This is a genomic window from Amycolatopsis sp. MJM2582 (assembly GCF_000754115.1).
GTDB lineage: Bacteria > Actinomycetota > Actinomycetes > Mycobacteriales > Pseudonocardiaceae > Amycolatopsis > Amycolatopsis japonica.
This window is the reverse complement of the sequence record NZ_JPLW01000003.1, coordinates 887,147-907,648: the sequence shown is the minus strand read 5'-3', so window position 1 is coordinate 907,648 and position 20,502 is coordinate 887,147. Positions and strand designations below refer to the sequence as shown.

Genomic DNA, 20,502 nt, shown 5'->3' with positions numbered 1-20,502 from the left:
TACGTCAGTGTGACCGGCCCAGCTCGACGAGCGAGTCGAACAACGACTCGACCGCGCGGCACACCGCGTGCGGAGGCGTGTCGTGCGGGCCGATGACCTCGGCGAGCCGCTCCCAGGCGAACGTGCCCAGCACACGGGCCAGCACCGCCCTGACCGCCGCCGGTTCCCCGGGCACCGGGTGCAGCGCGTCCGCTCCCCCGCTGAGATCCGCGCCGGGATCCAGCGCGTCGACGCATCGCGACACCACCTCCCGGGTCAGCCGGACCACCACCGCGAGCGCCGGCCCGCGCAGGTAAGGCGCGATGTCGGCGGCCGCGCTCATCCGGACCAGGACGGCGGCCACGATGCTGTCGCGAACCACGGACGCGGGCGAGACGACGGCCGGCACATTCTTCCCTTCGACGCCGTACCTGAGCCTCTCCAGCATCTCCGTGGACAGTGGCCGTGACCAGCCCGCACGCGATAAGTGAGGGTACGTAGAGAATGCGGCGCGCCGTTCAGGCGGAAGGCCGGCGCGTCGCCGGTGGTTGTGTCCAAAGTGGATCTCGACGGCTTCGACGCCGCTGTACAACGACCCGATGCACCCCACCGAAAATGCAAAAAGTCCCGACCGCTACGGTCGGGACTTTTCGGATGGATGCTGCTGGTACCCCCGATGGGATTCGAACCCACGCTACCGGCGTGAGAGGCCGGCGTCCTAGGCCGCTAGACGACGGGGGCTAGGATCTTCTCCTTCAGGAGGAGATTTTCAGTTGTTCACCTGCTGTGTTGCTGTGGAGAAACTTACCAGACCGGGTTTCCCGCCTTCGCAGGGGGGTCACTCTGTGTTTCACTCCGGAGAGTTCTCCAGCTGGGGTACCAGGACTCGAACCTAGACTAACTGGACCAGAACCAGTCGTGCTGCCAATTACACCATACCCCAGTGAGGTACCGTTCCGATCTTGACCGGCTCGGTGCCGCACGAGAAAGAATACTAGAGCACGCTGTTCCGCACCGTGAAAGCGGGGGTCTCACTAGCGCGCTGAGCGGGCACGCCGAGCTTCGCGAACTCGGAAACGAGCAGCTCAGGCAGCTCGTCGAGGCCCGAGATGGTGTGCACGCCCGCCGGGGCGCGCTCGGCGATGCCGTCCCGGTCGAGCCAGACGGCCCCCAGGCCGGCGTCGCGTGCGCCGATGGCGTCGGTGTCGAGTTTGTCGCCGACGTGGACGGCCTGCGCCGGGTCGCAGCCGAGGCCGAGGCAGACCGAGTGGAACATCGCCGGGTCGGGTTTGGCTACTCCGAGTTCACCGGCGATGGCCACGTGATCGAAGAACCGGGCGAGGCCGAGGTCGGCGATCTTCTTGCGCTGATGCGCGCCCGAGGCGTTCGTGACCGCGGCGACGAGAACACCGGCGGCCCGCAGCCATTCCAGGCACGGGAGGACATCTTCGAACAATTGCCACGAACGAGTGAGAATTTCACGGCGGCGTCTTTCGAAGCCGCTGACCTGCTCTTCGTCGGCCAAAATGCCGATCTCGGCGAGGAAACATTCCGTACGCTTGTAATGCATGGTCGCGTAATCGATTTCGCCCGCGACCACCAGCGCGACATGCTCTTCGGTGATGAGATCCCACAGCGGCCAAAGGTCGTTCTGGCCGGTGAGGGCGCTCAGGCTGAGGCGGATCGCCGCCGTGCAGTCGATCAACGTGTCATCGATGTCGAGGCACACCAATCGCAACTCCGGCGGCTCCCACGGGGCTCCGTCCGGAGCGTCCGGCGTGGTTCGTGACGAGGTCCGGGGCACGAGAGCGAAATCCACCAAGTGAGGCTAGGGCACTCAGCGCGATCGCGACTCTGCCGATGAGGTGATTAAGGCTGCTCTGTTCCGGCGCGGGCACTCTACTCCCAGTTGGTGAGATGACGTGTTTTAGTTACCGGCCAACGGCTAACGCGGGCGGCCGGGTGAAATGTCGATACGCGGCACGCCATCCGATTCGCGGCGCGCACACCCTGTGATGACAACGAAATCCTTGTGCCGCTTACGTCGCGAGACCGTCCACAAGGGCATTTCCGCGATCGCCGTCCTTCCGGGACGGTCGAACGCCACTCAAGTCCTTTTTGGACACTTGTCGCGGAGCTCGCCGGCTCACACGGTCCGGTGAGACCTGGGCCATACCCCGAACAGCGTATCCGCCCGGATGGCGCTTGACGCGCCCGCCGGAGGGGTGCATCCTGAGCTTATTCAACAAGTGATGAATAAGGGTTCGAAGGGGTGGGACGGATGAACGAACGTACGAACTGCGTGGTCGTCGGCGGTGGCCCCGCGGGGATGGTCGCCGGATTGCTGCTGGCCAGGGCCGGGGTCGAGGTCACCGTGCTGGAGAAGCACCAGGACTTCCTGCGGGACTTCCGCGGCGACACCGTGCACCCGTCGACGTTGACGTTGCTGGACGAGCTGGGCCTCAGCGAGAAATTCCTCAGCCTGCCGCACAGCGAGATCGCCTACGCCGGCTTCCCCGCCGAGGACGGCACGATGATGCGCCTCGCCGACCTGACCAGGCTGAAGGTGGCGCACCCGTACATCGCCATGGTCCCGCAGTGGGACTTCCTGGACCTGCTCGCCGACGCCGGCGCGAAGGAACCCACGTTCACGCTGCGCCAGAGCACCGAGATGACCGGGCTGATCTTCGAACACGGCCGGGTGGGCGGGGTCCGCTACCGCGACGCCGACGGGAAGACCGGCGAACTGCGCGCCGACCTGGTGATCGCCGCCGACGGACGCTGGTCGCTGGCCCGCCGCGAGGCCGGGCTGACGACGAAGGACTACCCCATCCCGTTCGACGCGTGGTGGTTCCGGATCTCGCGGCGGGACGGCGAACGCGAAGGCATGCTGACCCCGAAGATGCGCGATCGCCGCTTCGCCGTGCCGCTGCCCCGCAAGGGCTACTTCCAGATCGCCTACCTCAGCCCCAAGGGCCAGGACCTGCGCGACCAGGGCATCGAGGCGTTCCGGGAGAACGTGGCCGCGATCCTGCCCGAGCTGGCCGACCGCGTGGACGAGCTGAAGACGACGGACGACGTCAAATTCCTCGACGTCAAGATGAACCTGCTGCGGAAGTGGCATCTCGACGGGCTGCTGTGCATCGGTGACGCGGCGCACGCGATGTCGCCGGTCGGCGGGGTCGGCATCAACCTCGCGGTGCAGGACGCGGTCGCGGCCGCCACCCTGCTCGCCGAACCGCTGCGCCGCGGGAGGCCGTCGGTGGCGGATCTGGCGAAGGTCCGCAAGCGCCGCCTAGCGCCCACGATGCTGGTGCAGGGGCTGCAGCGGATGTTGCACAAGAACGTGATGGGGCCGGTGATGGCGGGCGAGCGCAACGGCCCGCCCGCGCCGATGGTGAAGCTGTTCAGCCGGTTCCCCACGCTGTCCTACATCCCCGCGCGGCTGCTGGGCCTGGGGCTGCGGCCTGAGCACGCCCCGGCCTTCGCGCGGCGGGCGATGGAACCGGCCGGTAGCTAGATTCCAGATGTCATGAAAGGGTCGTTCAGGACGAAAAACGTCCTGAACGACCCTTTCATGACACTTGAGGTCAGATGTCCTGGACCGGGTTCGTCAGGGTGCCGATGCCCTCGATGGTGATCGACACGGACTGGCCGTCCTCGATCGGGCCGACGCCCTCGGGCGTGCCGGTCAGGATGACGTCACCGGGCAGCAGGGTCATCACCCCGGACACGAATTCGACCAGCTCGGGGATCTTGTGCACCAGGTCCGACGTCCGGCCGTCCTGCTTCAGCACACCGTCCACCTCGGACTTGAGCGCGAGATCGGCCGCGTCGAGCGAGGTCTCGATCCACGGGCCGAGCGGGCAGAAGGTGTCGAAACCCTTCGCCCTGCCCCACTGGCCGTCGGACTTCTGCAGGTCACGCGCGCTGACGTCGTTCGCCACGGTGTAGCCGAGGATCGCGCTCGCCGCGCGGGCGGCGGGCACGTTCTTGACCGGCTGGCCGATGACGATCGCCAGTTCGCCCTCGAAGTCGACGCGGCCGACACCACGCGGACGGCGGATCGGCACGTTCGGCCCGATCACCGTGGTCGACGGCTTGATGAACAGCATCGGGTCCTGCGGGACCTCGTTGCCGAACTCGGCCGCGTGCTTGGCGTAGTTCCGGCCGACCGCGATCACCTTCGACGGCAGGATCGGCGCGAGCAGCCGGACGTCGGCGAGCGGCCAGCGTTTGCCGGTGAAGTTGGGGTTGCCGAAGGGGTGCTCGGCGATTTCCAGTACCTGGGCGTCGTCGCCGTCCCCTTCGATCGAAGCGAACGCGACACCGCCGGGATGAGCAATTCGGGCTAGACGCACTCCCCCACTGTACGACTCCTCACGCCGGGCCCTCGCTGAGGGACTTGTGCACGAGCGCGTCGCACAGCGCCAGCCAGCTCGCCTCGACGATGTTGCCGTGCACACCGACGGTGGTCCACTCGCGCTCGCCGTCGCTGGTCTCGACGAGCACGCGGGTGACGGCGTCGGTGCCCGGATGGCCGGGCAGGATCCGCACCTTGTAGTCGGCCAGCTCGACACTGTCCAACCAGGACAGATGCGGGCTGAGCGCCTCACGCAAGGCGGCGTCGAGCGCGTGCACAGGACCGTTGCCCTCGGCGGTCGCGATCACGCGCTGCCCGGCAACGTGCACCTTCACCGTCGCCTCGGAGACGACCTCGCCGTCGGACCGGTGGTCGAGCACGACCCGGTACGACTCGAGTTCGAACGGCGGTTCGTCGAGGACGTCGCTCTGCGGGCCGTCGACCTCCCGCCGCAGCAGCAGTTCCAGTGAAGCGTCCGCAGCTTCGAAGGACCAGCCTTCGGATTCGAGGCGTTTCACCTTCTTCACGGCGCTCGTCAGCGCCTCGGGCTGGCCGGCAAGGTCGACCCCGAGCTCACGTCCCTTGAGCTCCAGGCTGGCCCTGCCGGCCATCTCGGTGACCAGTACCCGCATGTCGTTGCCGACGGAAGCTGGATCGATGTGGTTGTACAGCAACGGATCCACCTTGATCGCGCTCGCGTGCAGTCCCGCCTTGTGGGCGAAGGCCGACGCCCCTACGTAAGCCTGGTGGGTGTAGGGGGCGATGTTCGCGATTTCGGCAAGGGCATGGGAGACCCGGGTGAGCTCGGCGGCGCCTCCGGTCGGGAGGACCTCCATTCCGAGCTTGGTCACCAAATTCCCTGTCACGGCGAAAAGATCGGCGTTACCCGCCCGCTCGCCGTAACCATTGGCGGTGCACTGGACGTGCGTCACGCCGGCCTGCACGGCGGCGACGGAATTCGCCACCGCGCAGGAAGTGTCGTCCTGACAATGGATTCCGAGCCGGAATCCGGTCCTTTCCTTGACCTCGCGGACGGTCTCCGCGAGGCCGAGCGGCAGTTGCCCGCCGTTGGTGTCGCACAGCACGGCGACGTCGGCGCCCGCGTTCACTCCCGCGTCGAGCACCTTCAGCGCGGTGTCCGGGGAGAACGCGTAGCCGTCGAAAAAGTGTTCCGCGTCAAGGAAGACGCGGCGTCCTTCACCGACGAGGAACGCGACGGTGTCGCGCACCATCTCGCACGCCTCGTCGACGTCGACCCGCAACGCGCGTTCGATGTGGCGCAGATCCGATTTGGCCACGAGCGTGACCACCGGTGCCTGCGAGTCGAGCAGGGCCCGCACCTGCTGGTCCTGCTCGGCCTTGGTGCCCGCCTTCCGCGTCGCGCCGAACGCGACGAGCGCGGCGTGGCGGAGTTTCAGTTCGCCCGAAGCGGCGCGGGCGAAGAATTCCGTGTCCTTGGGCAGCGCGCCCGGCCATCCACCTTCGATGAACCCGACCCCGAGATCGTCGAGCAGCCTCGCCACCGCCAGTTTGTCCGTGACGGAGTAGGAGATCCCCTCACGCTGCGCGCCGTCGCGCAACGTCGTGTCGTACAGGTGGAAAGCGTCGCCGAGCGGTGTATCGGCGGGCTCCTTGCGGGTCACGGGAATCTCCTCGTGGTGGTGGCAAAACGTGTTCAGGCAACAAAAAAACCTCCCGCATGGGTGCGAGAGGTTGCGCGCCGGGGGCTCTTGTGGAGCTGTTACCCGGCGCGCTCGGCGATAATGATGGTGCAGGAGGTCACGGACGCATCATCGCACACGCTTCGCGAGGCGTCCACAAGCCGGGCGAGACTTCCCACTTTCTGGGAGCCGGTGATCGATCCCGGATGCCATGAACGGTCCGTTCCTTGCGAAATTTGCCAGGAACGGACCGTTCATGGCGCGAGCCCACGGCGTCTTGGATACCGACTGGCGGTCTCGCGTGACTGGATGGACGACACACGTGAGCCAAGGGACGACACGCGTGACTGGACGGACGACTCGCGGCGGGGCGTCGCAGCGGACGCGTCGCCCCTCTGGACACGCGTGTCGTCCGTCGGATCACGCGTGTCGTCCATCGGATCACGCGCAGCCGCCGTTCGGTCCAGGTTGACCGAACACAGCGAAGGGGCCCTTCACCGCATCAGATGCGGCGAAGGGCCCCTTCAGCCCAAGAAAACTACTGAGTGACCGGGCGCACGTTCGACGACACCAGGGCCGCCAACCGGTCACCGATCGCGTGCGTCGCACCGGGCGACGCCTGGTCGCGGGTCGCGAGGTCGAAGGCCACCGAGGCCTCGATCCGCCGCGCCGCTTCCTTCTGTCCCAAGTGGTCCAGCAACAGCGAGACCGAGAGCACCGCGGCGGTCGGGTCGGCGAGACCCTGGCCCGCGATGTCCGGCGCGCTGCCGTGCACCGGCTCGAACATGCTCGGGTTCCGCCGGGTGATGTCGAGGTTCCCGCTCGCCGCCAGCCCGATGCCGCCGGTCACGGCGGCCGCCAGGTCGGTGATGATGTCGCCGAACAGGTTGTCCGTCACCACGACGTCGAACCGGGACGGGTCGGTCACCAGATGGATGGTCGCGGCGTCCACATGGGAATAGGCGACCGTCACCTCCGGGTGCTCCAGCGAGACCTCTTCGACGATCCGCGACCACAGCGAGCCCGCGTACTCCAGCACGTTCGTCTTGTGCAGGAGCGTCAGGTGCTTGCGGGGCCGCGCCTCGGCCCGGTTGAACGCGTCGGTCACCACGCGCCGGACGCCGAACGCCGTGTTGACGCTGACCTCCGTCGCGATCTCGTTCTCGGTGTCCTTGCGCAGCAGGCCGCCATTGCCCGCGTACGGGCCTTCGGTGCCTTCACGCACGACGACCATGTCGATCTCGCCCGCCTCGGCGAGCGGTCCGCGCACACCCGGGTACAGCCGGGCGGGGCGCAGGTTCACGTGGTGGTCGAGTTCGAACCTGAGCCGCAGCAACAGGCCACGCTCCAGGATGCCGCTCGGCACCGTCGGGTCGCCCACCGCGCCCAGCAGGATCGCGTCGTGCTGACGGAGTTCACCGAGTACCGACTCCGGGAGCAGCTCGCCGGTGGAGTGCCACCGGGCGGCGCCGAGGTCGTAGTTCGTGATCTCCGCCGTCGGTACGACCTCACCGAGCACCTTGAGCGCCTCGGAGACCACTTCGGGCCCGATCCCGTCTCCTGGGATCACCGCGAGCCGCATCCACACACCTCCGTAGACCAGGCCACCGGCAGTCCGGATGGCCCATCCGCAAGAAAACGCCAGCAGCGGAAGGTTACCGGCCGTAGCCCGGTAGCCGTAGCCGCACCACCCTTATGCCGGAACCTCCCACAGAGCGAGACAGCCGAAAGAGTGAAAACAAGAAGGGACGCCCTGGCGCAAAGCATGCCGCCAGGGCGTCCCTCACCTCATCGAACGCCGGTTATCGCACTATCGCGTCAGCCCACACCGATCGGCTGACGTCCGGTGTGCCGCCCGCCGTTGCCCGGCCGGTCGACACCCGCGTTGCCACCACCCGCGTTCGTCTGGATCTTCACCACGTTCGCCCGGTTGCCCGAGGCGTTGTGGTGCTCGATCGCCAGCAGGCCCAGCACGGTGTCCTGCGCGGCCGCGTTGCGGTTGACCACCAGCGCCGTGCCCGGCTTCGCGACGTAGCCCAGCGCGGAGTCGCCGCCGCCCTGGACCGTGTACGCGGGAGCCAAGGCGTCGAACGAAAGCGGCGTGCCGACGTAGTCGATCGTCGACGAGTCCGCACCCGGCGCCGCGTAGAACCCGGAGGTCCCGACGGTGTAGCTGATCTTGTGCGACGCGGCGTTGGGGTCGATCCCCAGCGCGGCGATGCTCACCGGCAGCACGACGACGTTGGTGTCGTACACGTTCGTGTCGACGTCGCCGAGCTGGCCGTTGATCGGCTGGATGTCCACCTGCGGGAAGCCCGGCTTCAGGGCCACGGTGACCGCCACGAGGACGTCGGTCGACGTCACCTTGGTCACATAGGTCTCGAAGTCCGGCTGCCCGTCGCCCGTGGTGTCGATGTCCACGAACGGCGAGGTGTTGCTGCCCAGGTTGGCCAGGTCGCTCCAGGTGGTGAGACCGAAGGCCAGCAACGCGTTCTCCGGCTCACCCTGCGCCTTGGCCAGCGGAGCGGTCGACGCCGCGCCGATGTAGCGCAGGTCGGCGCCCTTGGCGGTCTGGTTCAGCGTGCAGTCGGTGGTGACGTCGCCGTCGCACTCGGGCAGCTGCGGGGATTCCGCCTGCAGTTCGAGCACGCTGATCAGCGAGCGGTACCGCTGCGCACCGGAGCCCTGGTCCACGCCCTTGCCGGTCAGGTTCAGCACGGCCTGGTTCTGGCCGGCGCCGAAGTTGACGTTGCCCGGGGTGTTGATGGACGAGACGGGCTTCGGCGCGGAGTACACCGAGAGCCGCAGCGGAACGGTCGTGCCGCTCTTCGGGGTGAACGCGATCCGGCCGGAGGCGTCCGCCACGAACTGCCGGGCGAGGCCGACCTGCGTGGCCGCCATGGTCGGGTCCATGACCTTGCGGAGCGCCTTGGGGTCGGCGATCTTCAGGGTCACCTTCACCAGCGCGATACCGCGCGGGCTCAGCTTCACCGTCGGCTTGTCCACTGTGTACTCGACACCGGGGAGCGCGTTCACGGCTTCGTAGCCCACCGAGTACTCGACCGGCTTGATGCCCTTGTTGACCACCTTGACCGTCTTGGTCAGGGTGACCGGACCGCCCGCTTCGACGACGCCGAAGTTGACCGAGACGAAGCCGGGGTTGTCGACGACGTAGGCCAGGACCTGGTTGTCCAGCGCGGCCTTCGCGTCGATCCGGCCGCTGCCGACGCGCTGCGGACCGTAGACGCGGCCCGAAGCGTCGTGGATGTCGTGGCCGGCGGTGTTGATGACCGAGGCCTTGACCTCCTCGACCGACCAGTCCGGGTGTGCCTGACGGATCAGGGCGGTGATACCCGAGGTGTGCGGAGCCGCCATCGACGTCCCGGAGATGACCAGGCGGCCCGCTCCACTGCCGGCCAGCGCCGACGAGATCGAGTCACCGGGCGCCGCGACGTCCGGCTTGACGGCCGGGCCACGCCCGCCACGCGAGGTGAACGAACTCGGGGTGTCCACAATGGACTGATCGAAGGTCGGCACGGACACGCGGCCCTTGCCGGTCATCCGGACCTGCAGCGTGCCCGCGGCCACCGCCGGGCGGACCGAAGCGGTCGCGCTGCCGGTCAGCTGGAACGTCGGCAGCGCCGCGTTGCCCGCGATACCCGCCGAGAAGTGCTCCAGCGTCGAGGAGAACAGCGCGCCCTTGGCACCGGCCGCCTGCGCGTTGTTGGACCGGGCGCCCGAACCGCAGGCGCGGGTCGCGTCGTTGTCGTCCCATTCGAGGAACACGATCTTGCCCGCGGCCTTGGCCTTGTCGGCCTCGGAGTACGGCTTGCAGCCGGCGGCGTTGTCGGCCGACAGCGTGACCACCGGCGCGGTGACGTCGAGCGTGTCGTAGGTCGCGTAGTTCTGGCTGAACTGGCCGGTCTTCGCACCCTTGACGCCGTCGGGAGCGACGGCTTCGACGGCGTCGCGGAGGACGGACGCGTCACGGCTGCTGGCGACGGTCAGCGCCTCGGGCGTGTTGCCCGGCGCGCCGCCGACGTCGTTGAGGTCGCCGCCGTTGCCCGCGGAGAACACCGGGACGACGTTGTTCGCGGCGATCTTGCGCACGAACAGCGAGTCCGGGTCGTCCGGGGTGGCGAAGTCGCCGCCCAGCGACAGGTTCACCACGTCGAGGTGGTCGGTGAAGTCGCCGTCGCCGTCCGGGTCGAGCGACCAGTCGAGCGCCTGCGAGGTGACGTTGGTCGAGCCGTCGCAGCCGAAGACCTTGATCGCGTACAGCAGGGCCTTGGGCGCGGTGCCCGGGCCGATCTGCATCGCTTCGATCTTCTTCTTGTTGAGCTTCTTGTAGTCGCCCGTGAAGGTCTTGCCCGCTTCGTCGACACCGAAACCGGCGACCGTGCCCGCGACGTGCGTGCCGTGGTGGCCGCAGGCGAGCGGGTTGGGGTCCGGCTTCGGGGTCTTGAGGGCCGGGTCGTCGCTGCCCGAGTCGTAGGCGTCGCCGACCAGGTCGATACCGCCGACGACCTTGTCGGTCGGGAAGGCGGGGGTGGCCTGGTCGCGGTTGATCGCGTTGTAGGCCTCGGCCGTGCCCGGGCCGCCGAAGTCGGCGTGGGTGTAGTCGATGCCGTCGTCGATCACGCCGACGCGGATGCCGTCGCCGTAGCGGCCGGTCTGCTGCCACGACGCGAGCGTGTTGGTCAGCTGGACCGCGCTGGAGTTGGTGCGGGTCTTGGGGACCACCTTCTTGACCGAGACGACGTCCGGCCGCTTCGCCAGCTCGCGGATCTTCGCCGCGTCGGCCGTGACGACCGCGCCGGCGACCGCGTTGGCGGTCTGGGTGACCAGCTGGGTGCCGGCGTCGGCGGCCTTGAGCTGACCGACGACGGAGTTCACCGTCGCGGCCGCGGCGGCCTTGGCGTCCTTCGCGGCCTTCTTCGCCTTCTCCTTGCCCGCGCCCTTGTTCTGCTCGGCGTTGAAGGCGTCGACGGCGGGCTGCTTGGCCAGCTCGACGAAGGCGGTGATCTGCCCTTGGGCGGCCTTGAGCTTCGGCTCGACCTTCCCCTGGAATCCGTTACGGTCGATCTTCGCCGGTGTGACACCGTCCGCGAGGGGGACATCCTGCGCGGCTGCGGTCGCCCCGGTCACGGACGTCGCGAGCAACGCGGCGAAGACCGCGGCCGATGAGCGGATGGCCCACCGGGGTACGCGGGATCTGTTCATGAGTAAGTGCCCTCACTCGAGGCCTCGACTCGGAACCTGCCTGCCGCTCGAACACACCCCCGACGGTGAGCCCCGGCGCCGCGCCGTGCCCTTGACGGCGCGATGGTTCGGCCTCGCCGGAAGAACCTATCCGGGGACCAGCCCGACTTCAGTAGGCATTTTTCACCGTTATTGAATCTTGCTCTTCGCGAGTGGTCGACTACTTGCGAAGAGCGCAAACAACTTGTTGGCACATAACGAAAGCCGCGTCCGTGGACGCGGCTTTCGTCAGTGCAATTCCCGCAGGTCAGCCGAAGTTGACCGCGCGGATCGTGTGCGCGCCGACGGTGGCGCCGATCGGCTCCAGCAGGTGCGAGTCGACGGAACGGTCGACGCGCAGCAGCATCACCGCGTCCGCGCCGTCGGTGGTCTGGCTGATCTGCGCGGCCTCGATGTTGAGGCCCGCCTCGCCGAGCAGCGTGCCGACGCGGCCCATGATGCCCGGGCGGTCCGGGTACTCGAGCAGCAGCACGTTGCCCTCGGCGCGCAGGTCGAAGTGACGGCCGTTGACCTCGACCAGCTTCTCGACCTCGTCCTTGCCGGTGACCGAACCGGACACCGAAAGGGTCGAGCCGTCGGCGTGGACCGCGCGGACGGTGACCAGGCTGCGGAATTTGGGGCTTTCGGTCTCGGTGACCAGTTCGACCTGGACGCCCAGTTCTTCGGCGACGCGCGGCGCGTTCACGAAGGTGACCTGGTCCTCGACGACGCCGGAGAACACGCCGCGCTCGGCCGCGAGCGGCAGCACGCTGACGTCCTCGGCGGCCAGCTCGCCCTTGACCACGACGGTGACCGAGGCCGGGGCCTTCGGGTTCAGCGCGGTCAGCACGGTGCCGAGCTTCTGGGTGAGCGAGAGGTACGGCCGGACGTGCTCGCCGACCGTGCCGCCGCCCGCGACGTTCACCGCGTCCGGCACGAAGTCGCCGCGCAGCGCGAGCAGCACGGACTTCGCGACGTCGGTGCCGGCGCGGTCCTGCGCCTCGGCGGTCGACGCGCCCAGGTGCGGCGTGACGACGACGTTCGGCAGGCCGAACAGCGGGCTTTCGGTGGTGGGCTCGGTGACGAACACGTCGATACCGGCACCACCGACGTGGCCGGAGCTGACGGCGTCCGCCAGCGCCTGCTCGTCGATGAGGCCACCGCGCGCGGCGTTGACGATGATGACGCCCTGCTTGGTCTTCTTCAGCGCCTCGGCGCCGATGAGGCCCTTGGTCTCCGGCGTCTTCGGCAGGTGGATGGAGATCGCGTCGGCGCGCTCCAGCAGCTCGTCCAGCGTGACCAGCTCGATGCCGAGCTGCGCGGCGCGGGCGGCCGAGACGTAGGGGTCGTACGCGATGATCTTGGTGTCGAACGCGGCGAGCCGCTGCGCGAACAGCTGGCCGATCTTGCCGAGGCCGACCACACCGATGGTCTTGCCCTGGATCTCGACGCCGGAGTAGGCGCTGCGCTTCCACGCGCCGCCCTGGAGGCTCTGGTCCGCGGCCGGGACCCGGCGGGCGACGGCGAGCAGCAGCGCGACGGCGTGCTCGGCGGCGGAGACGATGTTCGAGGTCGGCGCGTTGACCACCAGCACACCGCGTTCGGTGGCGGCGGGGACCTCGACGTTGTCCAGCCCGACGCCGGCGCGGGCGACGACCTTGAGCGAGGTGGTGGCGCCGAGGACCTCGGCGTCGACCTTCGTCGCGGACCGCACGAGCAGCGCGTCCGCCGTCTTCACGGCTTCGAGCAGCGCGGGGCGGTCCGTGCCGTCCACATGCTGGACCTCGACCTCGTCGGAGAAGACGCTCAACACGGAGGGCGCGAGCTTCTCGGCGATGAGGACGACGGGCTTGTTCGGCTTGGTCACGATACGGCTCCCACTATCTGGTCTGTGCCTGCGACTCACTGTTGACGGTCACGCCGTTGTGCCCGGTTGCGCCGCAGTTTAGACCTGGTGACAGGGGATTGTTAACTCGCCCGTAATCCCGCGAAAACGAGATCGAGGAGCCGTTCGAGGCCCTTGTCACCCGAAAGGTGTTCGCTGGCCCAGGAAAGCGCGTGCAGCAGCACCAGTAATTCGTGCACTGTGACGTCGGCCCGGAGCTCCCCCGAGGCCTTCGCCCTTTCCACCAGTTGGGACACCTGGTCACGCATCGCGTGGCAGGAGGCGTACAGCGGCGAGGTCTCGTCGTTGAGGACGTCGACCATCAGCTCGGGCAGCCCCCGGTAACGCGCCGACTGTTCACCCATCCCGGCGAACCAGGCCTTCAACGCCTCCACCGGCTCCGAGGAGCCCAGCAGCTCGCGAGCCGCTTCGGCCTGCGCGTCGAAGCCTTCGCGGAGCACCGTCTCGACCAGCGCTTCCCGCGTCGGGAAGTGCCGGTAGAGCGTTCCGATCCCGACTCCGGCCCGGCGCGCGATCTCCTCCAGCGACGCCTCGACGCCGTTCGCGGCGAAGGCGTGCCTCGCCTCTTCGAGGAGGCGCTCGTAGTTGCGCCGGGCGTCCGCCCGCAGCGGCTTCTTCTCGGTGTCCATCGCACTCCAAAGCCTAGTCTCGACAAATCGGAGGCAGCCTCCGTATAGTCGGACCACGTAAGCGGAGGCTGCCTCATGTTAGCTGGGGAGACTGTGATGGACCTGATCGAAGAAACCCGGGAGCGGCTGGGCCCGGTGGGTGTCTGGCTGCCGGTCGGCATGTTCACGCCGACACCCGACGAAGAACGGCGGGCGATCCGGCGCCTGGAAGAGCTGGGTTACCGCACCGTTTGGGGTGGTGAGGGGCCCGGCAACCGGGAATTGTTCGCCTACAGCGCCATCACCCTCGCGGCCACCGAGCGAGTGGTGGTCGGCACCGGGATCGCGAACATCTGGTCGCGGCCCGCGTACACCGCCCACAGCGGCGGGCGGACACTCGCGCAGGCGTTCCCCGGCCGGTTCGTGCTCGGCGTCGGGATCGGGCACTCGTACCAGGCGGAGAAAGCGGGCTCGGACTACCGGCCGCTGGAACAGACCCGTGACTACCTCACGGCCATGGCTGCGGCGGCGGAAGAATTCCCTTCGCCGGTCCCGTTCCCGCGGGTCCTGGCCGCCGTCGGACCGAAGATGCTCGAACTCGCGCGGGACCTCACGGACGGGGCGCATCCGTTCGCCCAGCCCTTCGAGCACACGCCGTATTCCCGCGAGATCCTCGGCCCGGACAAGCTGCTCATCCCCACCCATTCGGTTCTGCTCGGCGACCGTGAGCAGGCGCGGAAGAGCGTGGCGAGGGATATCGGGCTGATGAAGCAGTACGGCATCCCGCACTATTTCAAGGGTTGGAAGCGGCTCGGCTACACCGACGCGGACATCGACGACGTCAGCGACCGGCTCGTGGACGGACTGACCGCGTGGGGCGACGAAGAGCGGATCGCCGGGCGGCTCAAGGAACTCGTCGACGCCGGAGCGGACACCGTGCTCGTCAATCCGGTCGGGGACGATCTCAAGTCCATCGTGGACCAGCTGGAACGGCTCGCCCCGGCACTGACGGCGGTGACCCGGTGAGCGTCGGCATCTGGACGTTTTCTTTCGACGGCAAGGAAATCGGCGAAGTGCGCGAGGCGGCCGCGGAAGTCGAGGAACTCGGCTTCGACACGTTGTGGTTCGGGGAGTACCTGGGCCGGGAGGCGTTCACCCAGGCGGGTCTGCTGCTCGCGGCGACCTCGCGGCTGACCGTCGCCACCGGCATCGCGCGGTTCTCGCATCGGGCACCCGTCGCGGCGGCCGCCGCCGAGCGGACCCTCGCCGAGGCGTATCCCGGCCGGTTCGTCCTCGGCCTCGGCGGGCACCTCCCGGGCGCGAAACCGCTGGAAGGGATGCGCGGCTACCTCGACGAGATGGACGGGACCGAACTGTCCACACCGGACTCCCCACGCCGGCGTGTGCTGGCCGCGTTGGGACCGAAGATGCTCGCCCTGGCCGCGGAACGCACCGATGGGGCGCATACGTACTTCGTCCCCGTCGAGCACACCGCGCTGGCGCGGGAGGCCATCGGGCCTTCGGCGTTCCTCGCCGTCGAACAGGCCGTCGTGCTGCGATCGGACCGGGAGATCGCGCGGCGGCACGTGTCGACGTACCTGGAGCTGGCGGCCCACCATCAGGCGAATCTGCGGCGGTTCGGATTCACCGAGGCGGACTACGGCTCCGACAAGCTGGTGGACGCGCTGGTCGCCGTCGGGGAGGACGAGATCTCCGCGCGGGTCCAGGCACATCTGGACGCCGGGGCCGACCACGTGTGCCTGCAGGTCCTGACCGGGGACGAACGGATCCCGCTGGCCGAATGGCGGGTTCTGTCGGGGGTCGGGGGTAGCGTGCGGGAGCGTGACGTCACCGGCTGAGCTCGCCTTCGAGAACGCACGGGAACTGATCGACGCGCGAGACCTGGCGGGGCTCGCGCGCCTGATCGGCGACCTGCCCACGCTTGTCCACGCGCACGGGAAGAACGGGAACGATCTGCTCGGCATGGCCGCCGCGACCTGTGACGAGCGGCTGTGCCGGATCCTGCTCGACCACGGCGCCGATCCGGCGTCCGCCAACGTGCACGGCTGGACGGCGTTGCACCAGGCCGGGTACGTCGGATCGCCGCTGCTGGTCACGATGCTGCTCGACGCGGGCGCCCCCATCGACGTCCCGGCCCGGGGCGACGGCGGGACCCCGCTGGTGGTCGCGCTGTTCTGGGGCCATCGGGAGGCCGCGGAGCTGCTGGCTTCGCGCAGCCTCTCGCCCGGCAACCTCCGGGTGGCGGCGGGGCTCGGTCACGCCGACCTGCTCGATGAACTGCTCGCGCCGGACGGCACGCTCGCCCCCGCGGCGGGCGCGCATCGCGAATTCCACCGGCCGCACAGCGGTTTCCCGGAATGGCGGCCGAGCGACGAGCCGGCCGAGATCGTCGACGAGGCGCTTTCGTGGGCGGCGCGGAACGACCGGTCTTCCGCCGTGCGCACCTTGGTGGAGCGGGGTGCCCGCGTGGACGCCGACATCTACCGGGGTACGGCGCTGACGTGGGCCGCCGCCCAGGGGAAGGCTTCGGCGATCAAGACCTTGGCGGAGCTGGGTGCTTCGGTCGACCACCGGGGGACGTTCGGCGGACTGTCGCACGGGGAGGGCGTCACGGCGCTGCACCTGGCCGTGCAGGGCGGACACGTGGACGCCGTGCGGGCGTTGCTGGAGGTCGGGGCGGATCCTTCGCTGGAGGATTCGCTGTACTCGTCGTCGGCTTTGGGGTGGGCCGAGCACTTCGGGCAGACCGAGATCCTGGCGGTGCTGCGGGGCGCCTGAGCCTTGGGGCCCACCGGACGCCGGTCCCCCGAGTGTCATGAAAGGGCCGTTCAGGACGAAAAACGTCAGGAACGGCCCTTTCATGACATCCGCGAGAGGCGTGTCCCGATCCTGACGCCCCCTGGCCCGCCGGACCCTCGCCGAAAGTACGACGCTCGCCGAACAATGGACCCATGCGAGCGATCAGCCAAAACCGCCTGGGCGGCCCCGAAGTCCTCGAACTCGTCGACGTCGCAAGACCCACCCCGGGCCCGACCCAGATCCTGGTCCGGGTGCACGCCGCCGGCGTCAACCCGGTCGACTGGAAGACCCGCGAGACCGGCGGCATCGGCCCGATGGGTGATCCGCCGTTCATCCTCGGCTGGGACGTGTCCGGCGTGGTCGAGGAGGTCGGCGCGGGCGCTTCCCTCTTCTCCCCCGGCGACGAGGTCTTCGGCATGCCGTCGTTCCCGTTCCAGGCGGGCGCGTACTCCGAATACGTCGCCGCGCCGAGCCGTCACTTCGCGCGTAAACCGTCCACTTTGGACCACGTGCACGCGGCCGCGGTCCCGCTCGCGGGGCTGACCGTCTGGCAGAGCCTCGTCGACACGGCGGATCTCCAGCCGGGGCAACGGGTCCTGATCCACGCGGCGGCGGGCGGGGTCGGACATCTCGCGGTCCAGATCGCCAAGGCGCGCGGCGCGTACGTGATCGGGACGGCCAGCGCGGCCAAACACGAGTTCCTCCGCGGACTCGGCGCGGACGAACTCGTCGACTACCGCACGACGGATTTCGCCGACGAGGTCCGCGACGTCGACGTCGTGCTCGACACGATCGGCCTGGAGTACGGACCCCGATCGCTCAAGACGCTGCGCCGCGGCGGGAGGCTCGTCCAGCTCACCCGCACGAACGACGAGCGGCTGCCGGAACTGGCCGATGCCGCCGGCGTCATCGCCGGGTTCACCCTCGCCGAACCGGACCGCACCGGCCTGCTCGCGCTGGCCGAACTCGTCGACAGCGGCCGGCTCAAGCCGACCATCGACTCGGTGTTCCCGCTGGAAGAGGCCGCGAAGGCCCAAGAACTCGTGGCGACGGGCAAGACCACGGGGAAGGTCGTGCTCTCCGTCGTGGAATGACCCGGTGGACAAGTGGAGTCTGTAGTCCGTATCGTCAAAGGCGGACTACAGACTCCGTTTATGTTCTCCTGGGAGACCCTCATGACCACACCCCGCGACGTCTTCGACGCGCTTTCCGAACGCATCACCGCTCGGCGCTGGGACGAGATTTTCGCGCTCTACGCCGAAGACGCCATCGTCGAAAACCCGCAGCGACCACCGGTACCGTCCAGGTACGAGGGTCGCGAGACTCTACGGAAGAACTTCGGCGGCGGCCTGAACGTGCGCATGGACAGGGCGGATGTCCTGATTCACGGGACAACCGACCCAGAGGTGATCGTCGCCGAGTACCGCAATGTCGGCGAGGCACTGGACACCGGAAAGTCCTTCGACATCGCCAACATCCAGCTGCTCCGCGTGCGCGACGGGCTCATCGTCCATTCACGCGACTACCACGACTACCTGCCGCTCATCGCGGCACAGAATGGCCTGGAGAAGCTGAAGAAGGGCTTCGAAACCGCGGAGCGCGAGCTCACGCCGGTGCCGCCGCGCCCGGCGTCGACGGCGGATCCGAAGAGCCCGCGCGGCGTTTTCGAACGGCTCGCCTACGGTGTCGCGGACGGCGACTGGGCCGGTTTGCCGGAGCTCTACGCCGAGGAAACCCATGTCACGCACCCGTTTCTGCCCGGCGCGGAGACCCTGAAATCGAGGGAAGACCTGCGTGAGCATTTCAAGTTCGGAGAGCGGGGCGAGGTCCGGTTCCAGGTCCGTGATCTGGTGATCCACGAAACCCTCGACCCTGAGGTCGTGATCGGCGAGTTCGACTACCAGGGGACGGCGGGCGGCAGCGCGGAATTCCGCGTTTCCAACATCTTCGTGCTGCGCGTACGCGACGGACTGATCGTCGAATCGCGCGACTACGCCGACCATCTCGCCATCGCGGCCGCGACCGGCCGGCTCGACGAGCTGATTTCCCGGGTCTAGCCGGACGGGGCGGCTCCATCCGGGTGACCATGCCCGCCGGGCGGCAACGACCTCGTCGGCAAGCGCGTGAACCCGGTGGTGAGTCCGGATCCTCCGGACTCACCACTTTGAGGGAGGACTCGATGAAGAGAATCCGATCGAAGGCACGCGCGGGAAGGCCGGTCGCGGCGGCGATGGCGATCGCGGCCGGCCTTCTGGTGACGGCGGCACCGGCCGTGTCCGCGTCGACCCAGGCCATCCCACCCGACTGCAAGGTATGGCGGAGCACAGGTTCCTGGGCGGTTTCGTCGAAATGCACTCAACGCGCACATCGAGCCGCGGCGGAGTGCCGCACTTACACCCGGCCCACCTACCAGTGGTACTTCGGCCCGTGGGCGAACAGGAACGAGGAATCGAAGGTGAACTGTCCCGCGGACACCACGAACCTGCGGGGAATGAGCGTGGACTACCCGGACTGATCAGACCACGGGAAAGCGGCCCCGGGCATCCGGTCTAGGCAGGCAGATCGAATTCGCCGTCCCGGACGCCTTTCAAGAACGCGTCCCATTCAGTAGGTGTGAACACGAGCAGGTGACCGTCGGGTTCGACGACCCGGCGCATCGCGGTGTAGGTGACCCCGTCGACGTGCGGCACCAGCGCGTACTCGACGGCGTCCTTGAGGTTCGCGCCTTCCGGTTCACCCCGGATCCACACCGCGTCGCTCAGGTCCAGGTCGGGCCGGATATGCGCCTTGTCGTCCACCGGCTGCTCACTCATGGTGCCCACGCTATCGCTTTCCGGTACGCAAAACGAAGGGGCCCTTCACCACATCGCATGCGGTGAAGGGCCCCTTCAGCCAGAGAACTAGGCGGTTTCGGTGATCGGCCGGTCCACCCACGACATCAGGTCGCGCAGCTTCTTGCCGGTCTCCTCGATCGGGTGCTGGTTGCCCTGCTCCTCGAGCTTGGTGAAGTTCGGCCGCCCGGCCTCGTCCTCGGCGACCCATTCGCGGGCGAACGTGCCGTCCTGGATCTCGCCGAGGATCTTCTTCATCTCTTCCTTGACCGCCGGCGAGATGACGCGCGGGCCGCGGGTCAGGTCGCCGTACTCGGCGGTGTCGGAGATCGAGTAGCGCTGACGCGCGATGCCGCCCTCGTACATGAGGTCGACGATCAGCTTCAGCTCGTGCAGCACCTCGAAGTAGGCGATCTCCGGGGCGTAGCCGGCCTCGGTGAGCACCTCGAAACCGGTCTGCACCAGCGCGGAGGCGCCACCGCAGAGCACGGCCTGCTCGCCGAAGAGGTCGGTCTCGGTCTCCTCGGTGAAGGTCGTCTTGATGACACCGGCGCGGGCGCCACCGATGGCGGCCGCGTAGGAGAGCGCGAGCGCCTGCGCGTTGCCGGAGGCGTCCTGCTCGACCGCGATGAGCGCCGGGACGCCCTTGCCGTCGACGAACTGACGGCGGACCAGGTGGCCCGGGCCCTTCGGGGCGACCATGGCGACGTCGACGCCTGCCGGCGGCTTGATCAGGTCGTAGCGGATGTTGAAGCCGTGCCCGAAGAAGAGCGCGTCGCCGTCCTTGAGGTTCGGCGCGATGTCCTGCTCGTAGATGAAGCGCTGCTTCGTGTCCGGCGCGAGGATCATGATCAGGTCGGCTTCGGCGCTGGCCTCGGCCGGGGTGAGCACGCGGAGACCCTGCTCCTCGGCCTTGGCCCGCGACTTCGAGCCCTCGGGCAGGCCGATGCGGACGTCGACGCCGGAGTCGCGCAGGCTCAGCGAGTGCGCGTGGCCCTGGCTGCCGTAGCCGATCACGGCGACCTTGCGACCCTGGATGATCGAAAGGTCCGCGTCGTCGTCGTAAAAGATTTCCACTGCCATGAGGGGTACT

The 20,502-nt window shown here is 68.4% G+C and carries 17 protein-coding genes and 2 tRNA genes; 7 read left to right on the top strand and 12 right to left on the bottom strand.

Going from position 1 to position 20,502, the window contains the following annotated elements; all coding sequences use genetic code 11:
• Nucleotides 1-4: 4 nt before the first annotated feature.
• From ED92_RS23125 to ED92_RS23110, 4 genes are all read right to left on the bottom strand, one after another.
• Complete coding sequence (locus ED92_RS23125) at nucleotides 5-427, bottom strand: hypothetical protein (RefSeq protein ID WP_037341956.1); 423 nt, start codon at nucleotides 425-427, stop codon at nucleotides 5-7.
• 217 nt (nucleotides 428-644) lie between these two features.
• Nucleotides 645-720 (bottom strand) — tRNA-Glu (locus ED92_RS23120).
• Nucleotides 721-850: 130 nt separating this feature from the next.
• Nucleotides 851-922 (bottom strand) — tRNA-Gln (locus ED92_RS23115).
• A gap of 51 nt (nucleotides 923-973) precedes the next feature.
• Nucleotides 974-1,708: an HAD family hydrolase gene (locus tag ED92_RS23110; protein ID WP_037342565.1), complete on the bottom strand. Its 735-nt coding sequence runs from the start codon at nucleotides 1,706-1,708 to the stop codon at nucleotides 974-976.
• Between the two features lie 552 nt (nucleotides 1,709-2,260).
• On the opposite strand from ED92_RS23110, the gene ED92_RS23105 reads away from it, so the two are divergent.
• Nucleotides 2,261-3,499, top strand: coding sequence for an FAD-dependent oxidoreductase (locus tag ED92_RS23105; RefSeq protein ID WP_037341954.1), 1,239 nt, complete (start codon nucleotides 2,261-2,263; stop codon nucleotides 3,497-3,499).
• A gap of 70 nt (nucleotides 3,500-3,569) precedes the next feature.
• On the opposite strand, the gene ED92_RS23100 is transcribed toward ED92_RS23105, so the two are convergent.
• The 6 genes from ED92_RS23100 to ED92_RS23075 form a co-directional block, all read right to left on the bottom strand.
• The gene (locus ED92_RS23100; RefSeq protein ID WP_037341952.1) at nucleotides 3,570-4,340 is read right to left on the bottom strand and encodes a fumarylacetoacetate hydrolase family protein; all 771 of its coding nucleotides are present in this window, start codon (nucleotides 4,338-4,340) and stop codon (nucleotides 3,570-3,572) included.
• Nucleotides 4,341-4,359: 19 nt separating this feature from the next.
• Entirely contained in the window at nucleotides 4,360-5,985 is a 1,626-nt protein-coding gene (gene cimA, locus ED92_RS23095; protein ID WP_037341950.1) for a citramalate synthase, read from the bottom strand.
• Between the two features lie 556 nt (nucleotides 5,986-6,541).
• Nucleotides 6,542-7,585: a 3-isopropylmalate dehydrogenase gene (locus tag ED92_RS23090; protein ID WP_007031599.1), complete on the bottom strand. Its 1,044-nt coding sequence runs from the start codon at nucleotides 7,583-7,585 to the stop codon at nucleotides 6,542-6,544.
• A 236-nt stretch (nucleotides 7,586-7,821) separates the two neighbouring features.
• The gene (locus tag ED92_RS23085) at nucleotides 7,822-11,226 is read right to left on the bottom strand and encodes a S8 family serine peptidase (RefSeq protein ID WP_037341948.1); all 3,405 of its coding nucleotides are present in this window, start codon (nucleotides 11,224-11,226) and stop codon (nucleotides 7,822-7,824) included.
• Between the two features lie 286 nt (nucleotides 11,227-11,512).
• The gene (gene serA, locus ED92_RS23080) at nucleotides 11,513-13,111 is read right to left on the bottom strand and encodes a phosphoglycerate dehydrogenase (RefSeq protein WP_037341946.1); all 1,599 of its coding nucleotides are present in this window, start codon (nucleotides 13,109-13,111) and stop codon (nucleotides 11,513-11,515) included.
• 101 nt (nucleotides 13,112-13,212) lie between these two features.
• Entirely contained in the window at nucleotides 13,213-13,779 is a 567-nt protein-coding gene (locus ED92_RS23075; protein WP_037341944.1) for a TetR/AcrR family transcriptional regulator, read from the bottom strand.
• Between the two features lie 96 nt (nucleotides 13,780-13,875).
• Between ED92_RS23075 and ED92_RS23070 the strand changes: the two genes are divergently transcribed.
• From ED92_RS23070 to ED92_RS23045, 6 genes are all read left to right on the top strand, one after another.
• Nucleotides 13,876-14,784, top strand: a complete 909-nt coding sequence (locus ED92_RS23070; RefSeq protein ID WP_037341943.1) for a TIGR03620 family F420-dependent LLM class oxidoreductase — start codon at nucleotides 13,876-13,878, stop codon at nucleotides 14,782-14,784.
• Nucleotides 14,781-15,617 carry a TIGR03620 family F420-dependent LLM class oxidoreductase gene (locus ED92_RS23065; RefSeq protein ID WP_037341942.1) on the top strand — a complete coding sequence of 279 codons (837 nt, stop codon included), beginning with the start codon at nucleotides 14,781-14,783 and terminating at the stop codon, nucleotides 15,615-15,617. Before ED92_RS23070 ends, ED92_RS23065 begins: the two co-directional genes overlap by 4 nt.
• The gene (locus ED92_RS23060; protein ID WP_037341941.1) at nucleotides 15,601-16,557 is read left to right on the top strand and encodes an ankyrin repeat domain-containing protein; all 957 of its coding nucleotides are present in this window, start codon (nucleotides 15,601-15,603) and stop codon (nucleotides 16,555-16,557) included. The genes ED92_RS23065 and ED92_RS23060 overlap by 17 nt, the downstream gene beginning before the upstream one ends.
• Nucleotides 16,558-16,730: 173 nt before the next feature.
• Complete coding sequence (locus tag ED92_RS23055; RefSeq protein ID WP_037341940.1) at nucleotides 16,731-17,672, top strand: NADP-dependent oxidoreductase; 942 nt, start codon at nucleotides 16,731-16,733, stop codon at nucleotides 17,670-17,672.
• Nucleotides 17,673-17,753: 81 nt separating this feature from the next.
• Nucleotides 17,754-18,635 (top strand): nuclear transport factor 2 family protein, encoded by an 882-nt coding sequence (locus ED92_RS23050; RefSeq protein WP_037342564.1) that lies wholly within the window; start codon nucleotides 17,754-17,756, stop codon nucleotides 18,633-18,635.
• A gap of 122 nt (nucleotides 18,636-18,757) precedes the next feature.
• Complete coding sequence (locus ED92_RS23045) at nucleotides 18,758-19,093, top strand: hypothetical protein (RefSeq protein ID WP_037341939.1); 336 nt, start codon at nucleotides 18,758-18,760, stop codon at nucleotides 19,091-19,093.
• 34 nt (nucleotides 19,094-19,127) lie between these two features.
• Here ED92_RS23045 and ED92_RS23040 read toward each other — a convergent pair whose 3' ends face one another.
• Entirely contained in the window at nucleotides 19,128-19,391 is a 264-nt protein-coding gene (locus ED92_RS23040; protein ID WP_037342562.1) for a DUF397 domain-containing protein, read from the bottom strand.
• An 87-nt stretch (nucleotides 19,392-19,478) separates the two neighbouring features.
• Nucleotides 19,479-20,492 (bottom strand): ketol-acid reductoisomerase, encoded by a 1,014-nt coding sequence (ilvC, locus tag ED92_RS23035; RefSeq protein ID WP_037341937.1) that lies wholly within the window; start codon nucleotides 20,490-20,492, stop codon nucleotides 19,479-19,481.
• Between the last annotated feature and the right edge of the window lie 10 nt (nucleotides 20,493-20,502).

Coding starts and splice junctions, on each gene's coding strand:
- ED92_RS23070 (WP_037341943.1), top strand. CDS start 13,876: ATGGACCTGATCGAAGAAACCCGGGAGCGGCTGGGCCCGGTGGGTGTC.
- ilvC (WP_037341937.1), bottom strand. CDS start 20,492: ATGGCAGTGGAAATCTTTTACGACGACGACGCGGACCTTTCGATCATC.
- ED92_RS23055 (WP_037341940.1), top strand. CDS start 16,731: ATGCGAGCGATCAGCCAAAACCGCCTGGGCGGCCCCGAAGTCCTCGAA.
- ED92_RS23045 (WP_037341939.1), top strand. CDS start 18,758: ATGAAGAGAATCCGATCGAAGGCACGCGCGGGAAGGCCGGTCGCGGCG.
- ED92_RS23090 (WP_007031599.1), bottom strand. CDS start 7,585: ATGCGGCTCGCGGTGATCCCAGGAGACGGGATCGGGCCCGAAGTGGTC.
- ED92_RS23075 (WP_037341944.1), bottom strand. CDS start 13,779: ATGGACACCGAGAAGAAGCCGCTGCGGGCGGACGCCCGGCGCAACTAC.
- ED92_RS23105 (WP_037341954.1), top strand. CDS start 2,261: ATGAACGAACGTACGAACTGCGTGGTCGTCGGCGGTGGCCCCGCGGGG.
- ED92_RS23085 (WP_037341948.1), bottom strand. CDS start 11,226: ATGAACAGATCCCGCGTACCCCGGTGGGCCATCCGCTCATCGGCCGCG.
- ED92_RS23050 (WP_037342564.1), top strand. CDS start 17,754: ATGACCACACCCCGCGACGTCTTCGACGCGCTTTCCGAACGCATCACC.
- ED92_RS23125 (WP_037341956.1), bottom strand. CDS start 427: ATGCTGGAGAGGCTCAGGTACGGCGTCGAAGGGAAGAATGTGCCGGCC.
- ED92_RS23040 (WP_037342562.1), bottom strand. CDS start 19,391: ATGAGTGAGCAGCCGGTGGACGACAAGGCGCATATCCGGCCCGACCTG.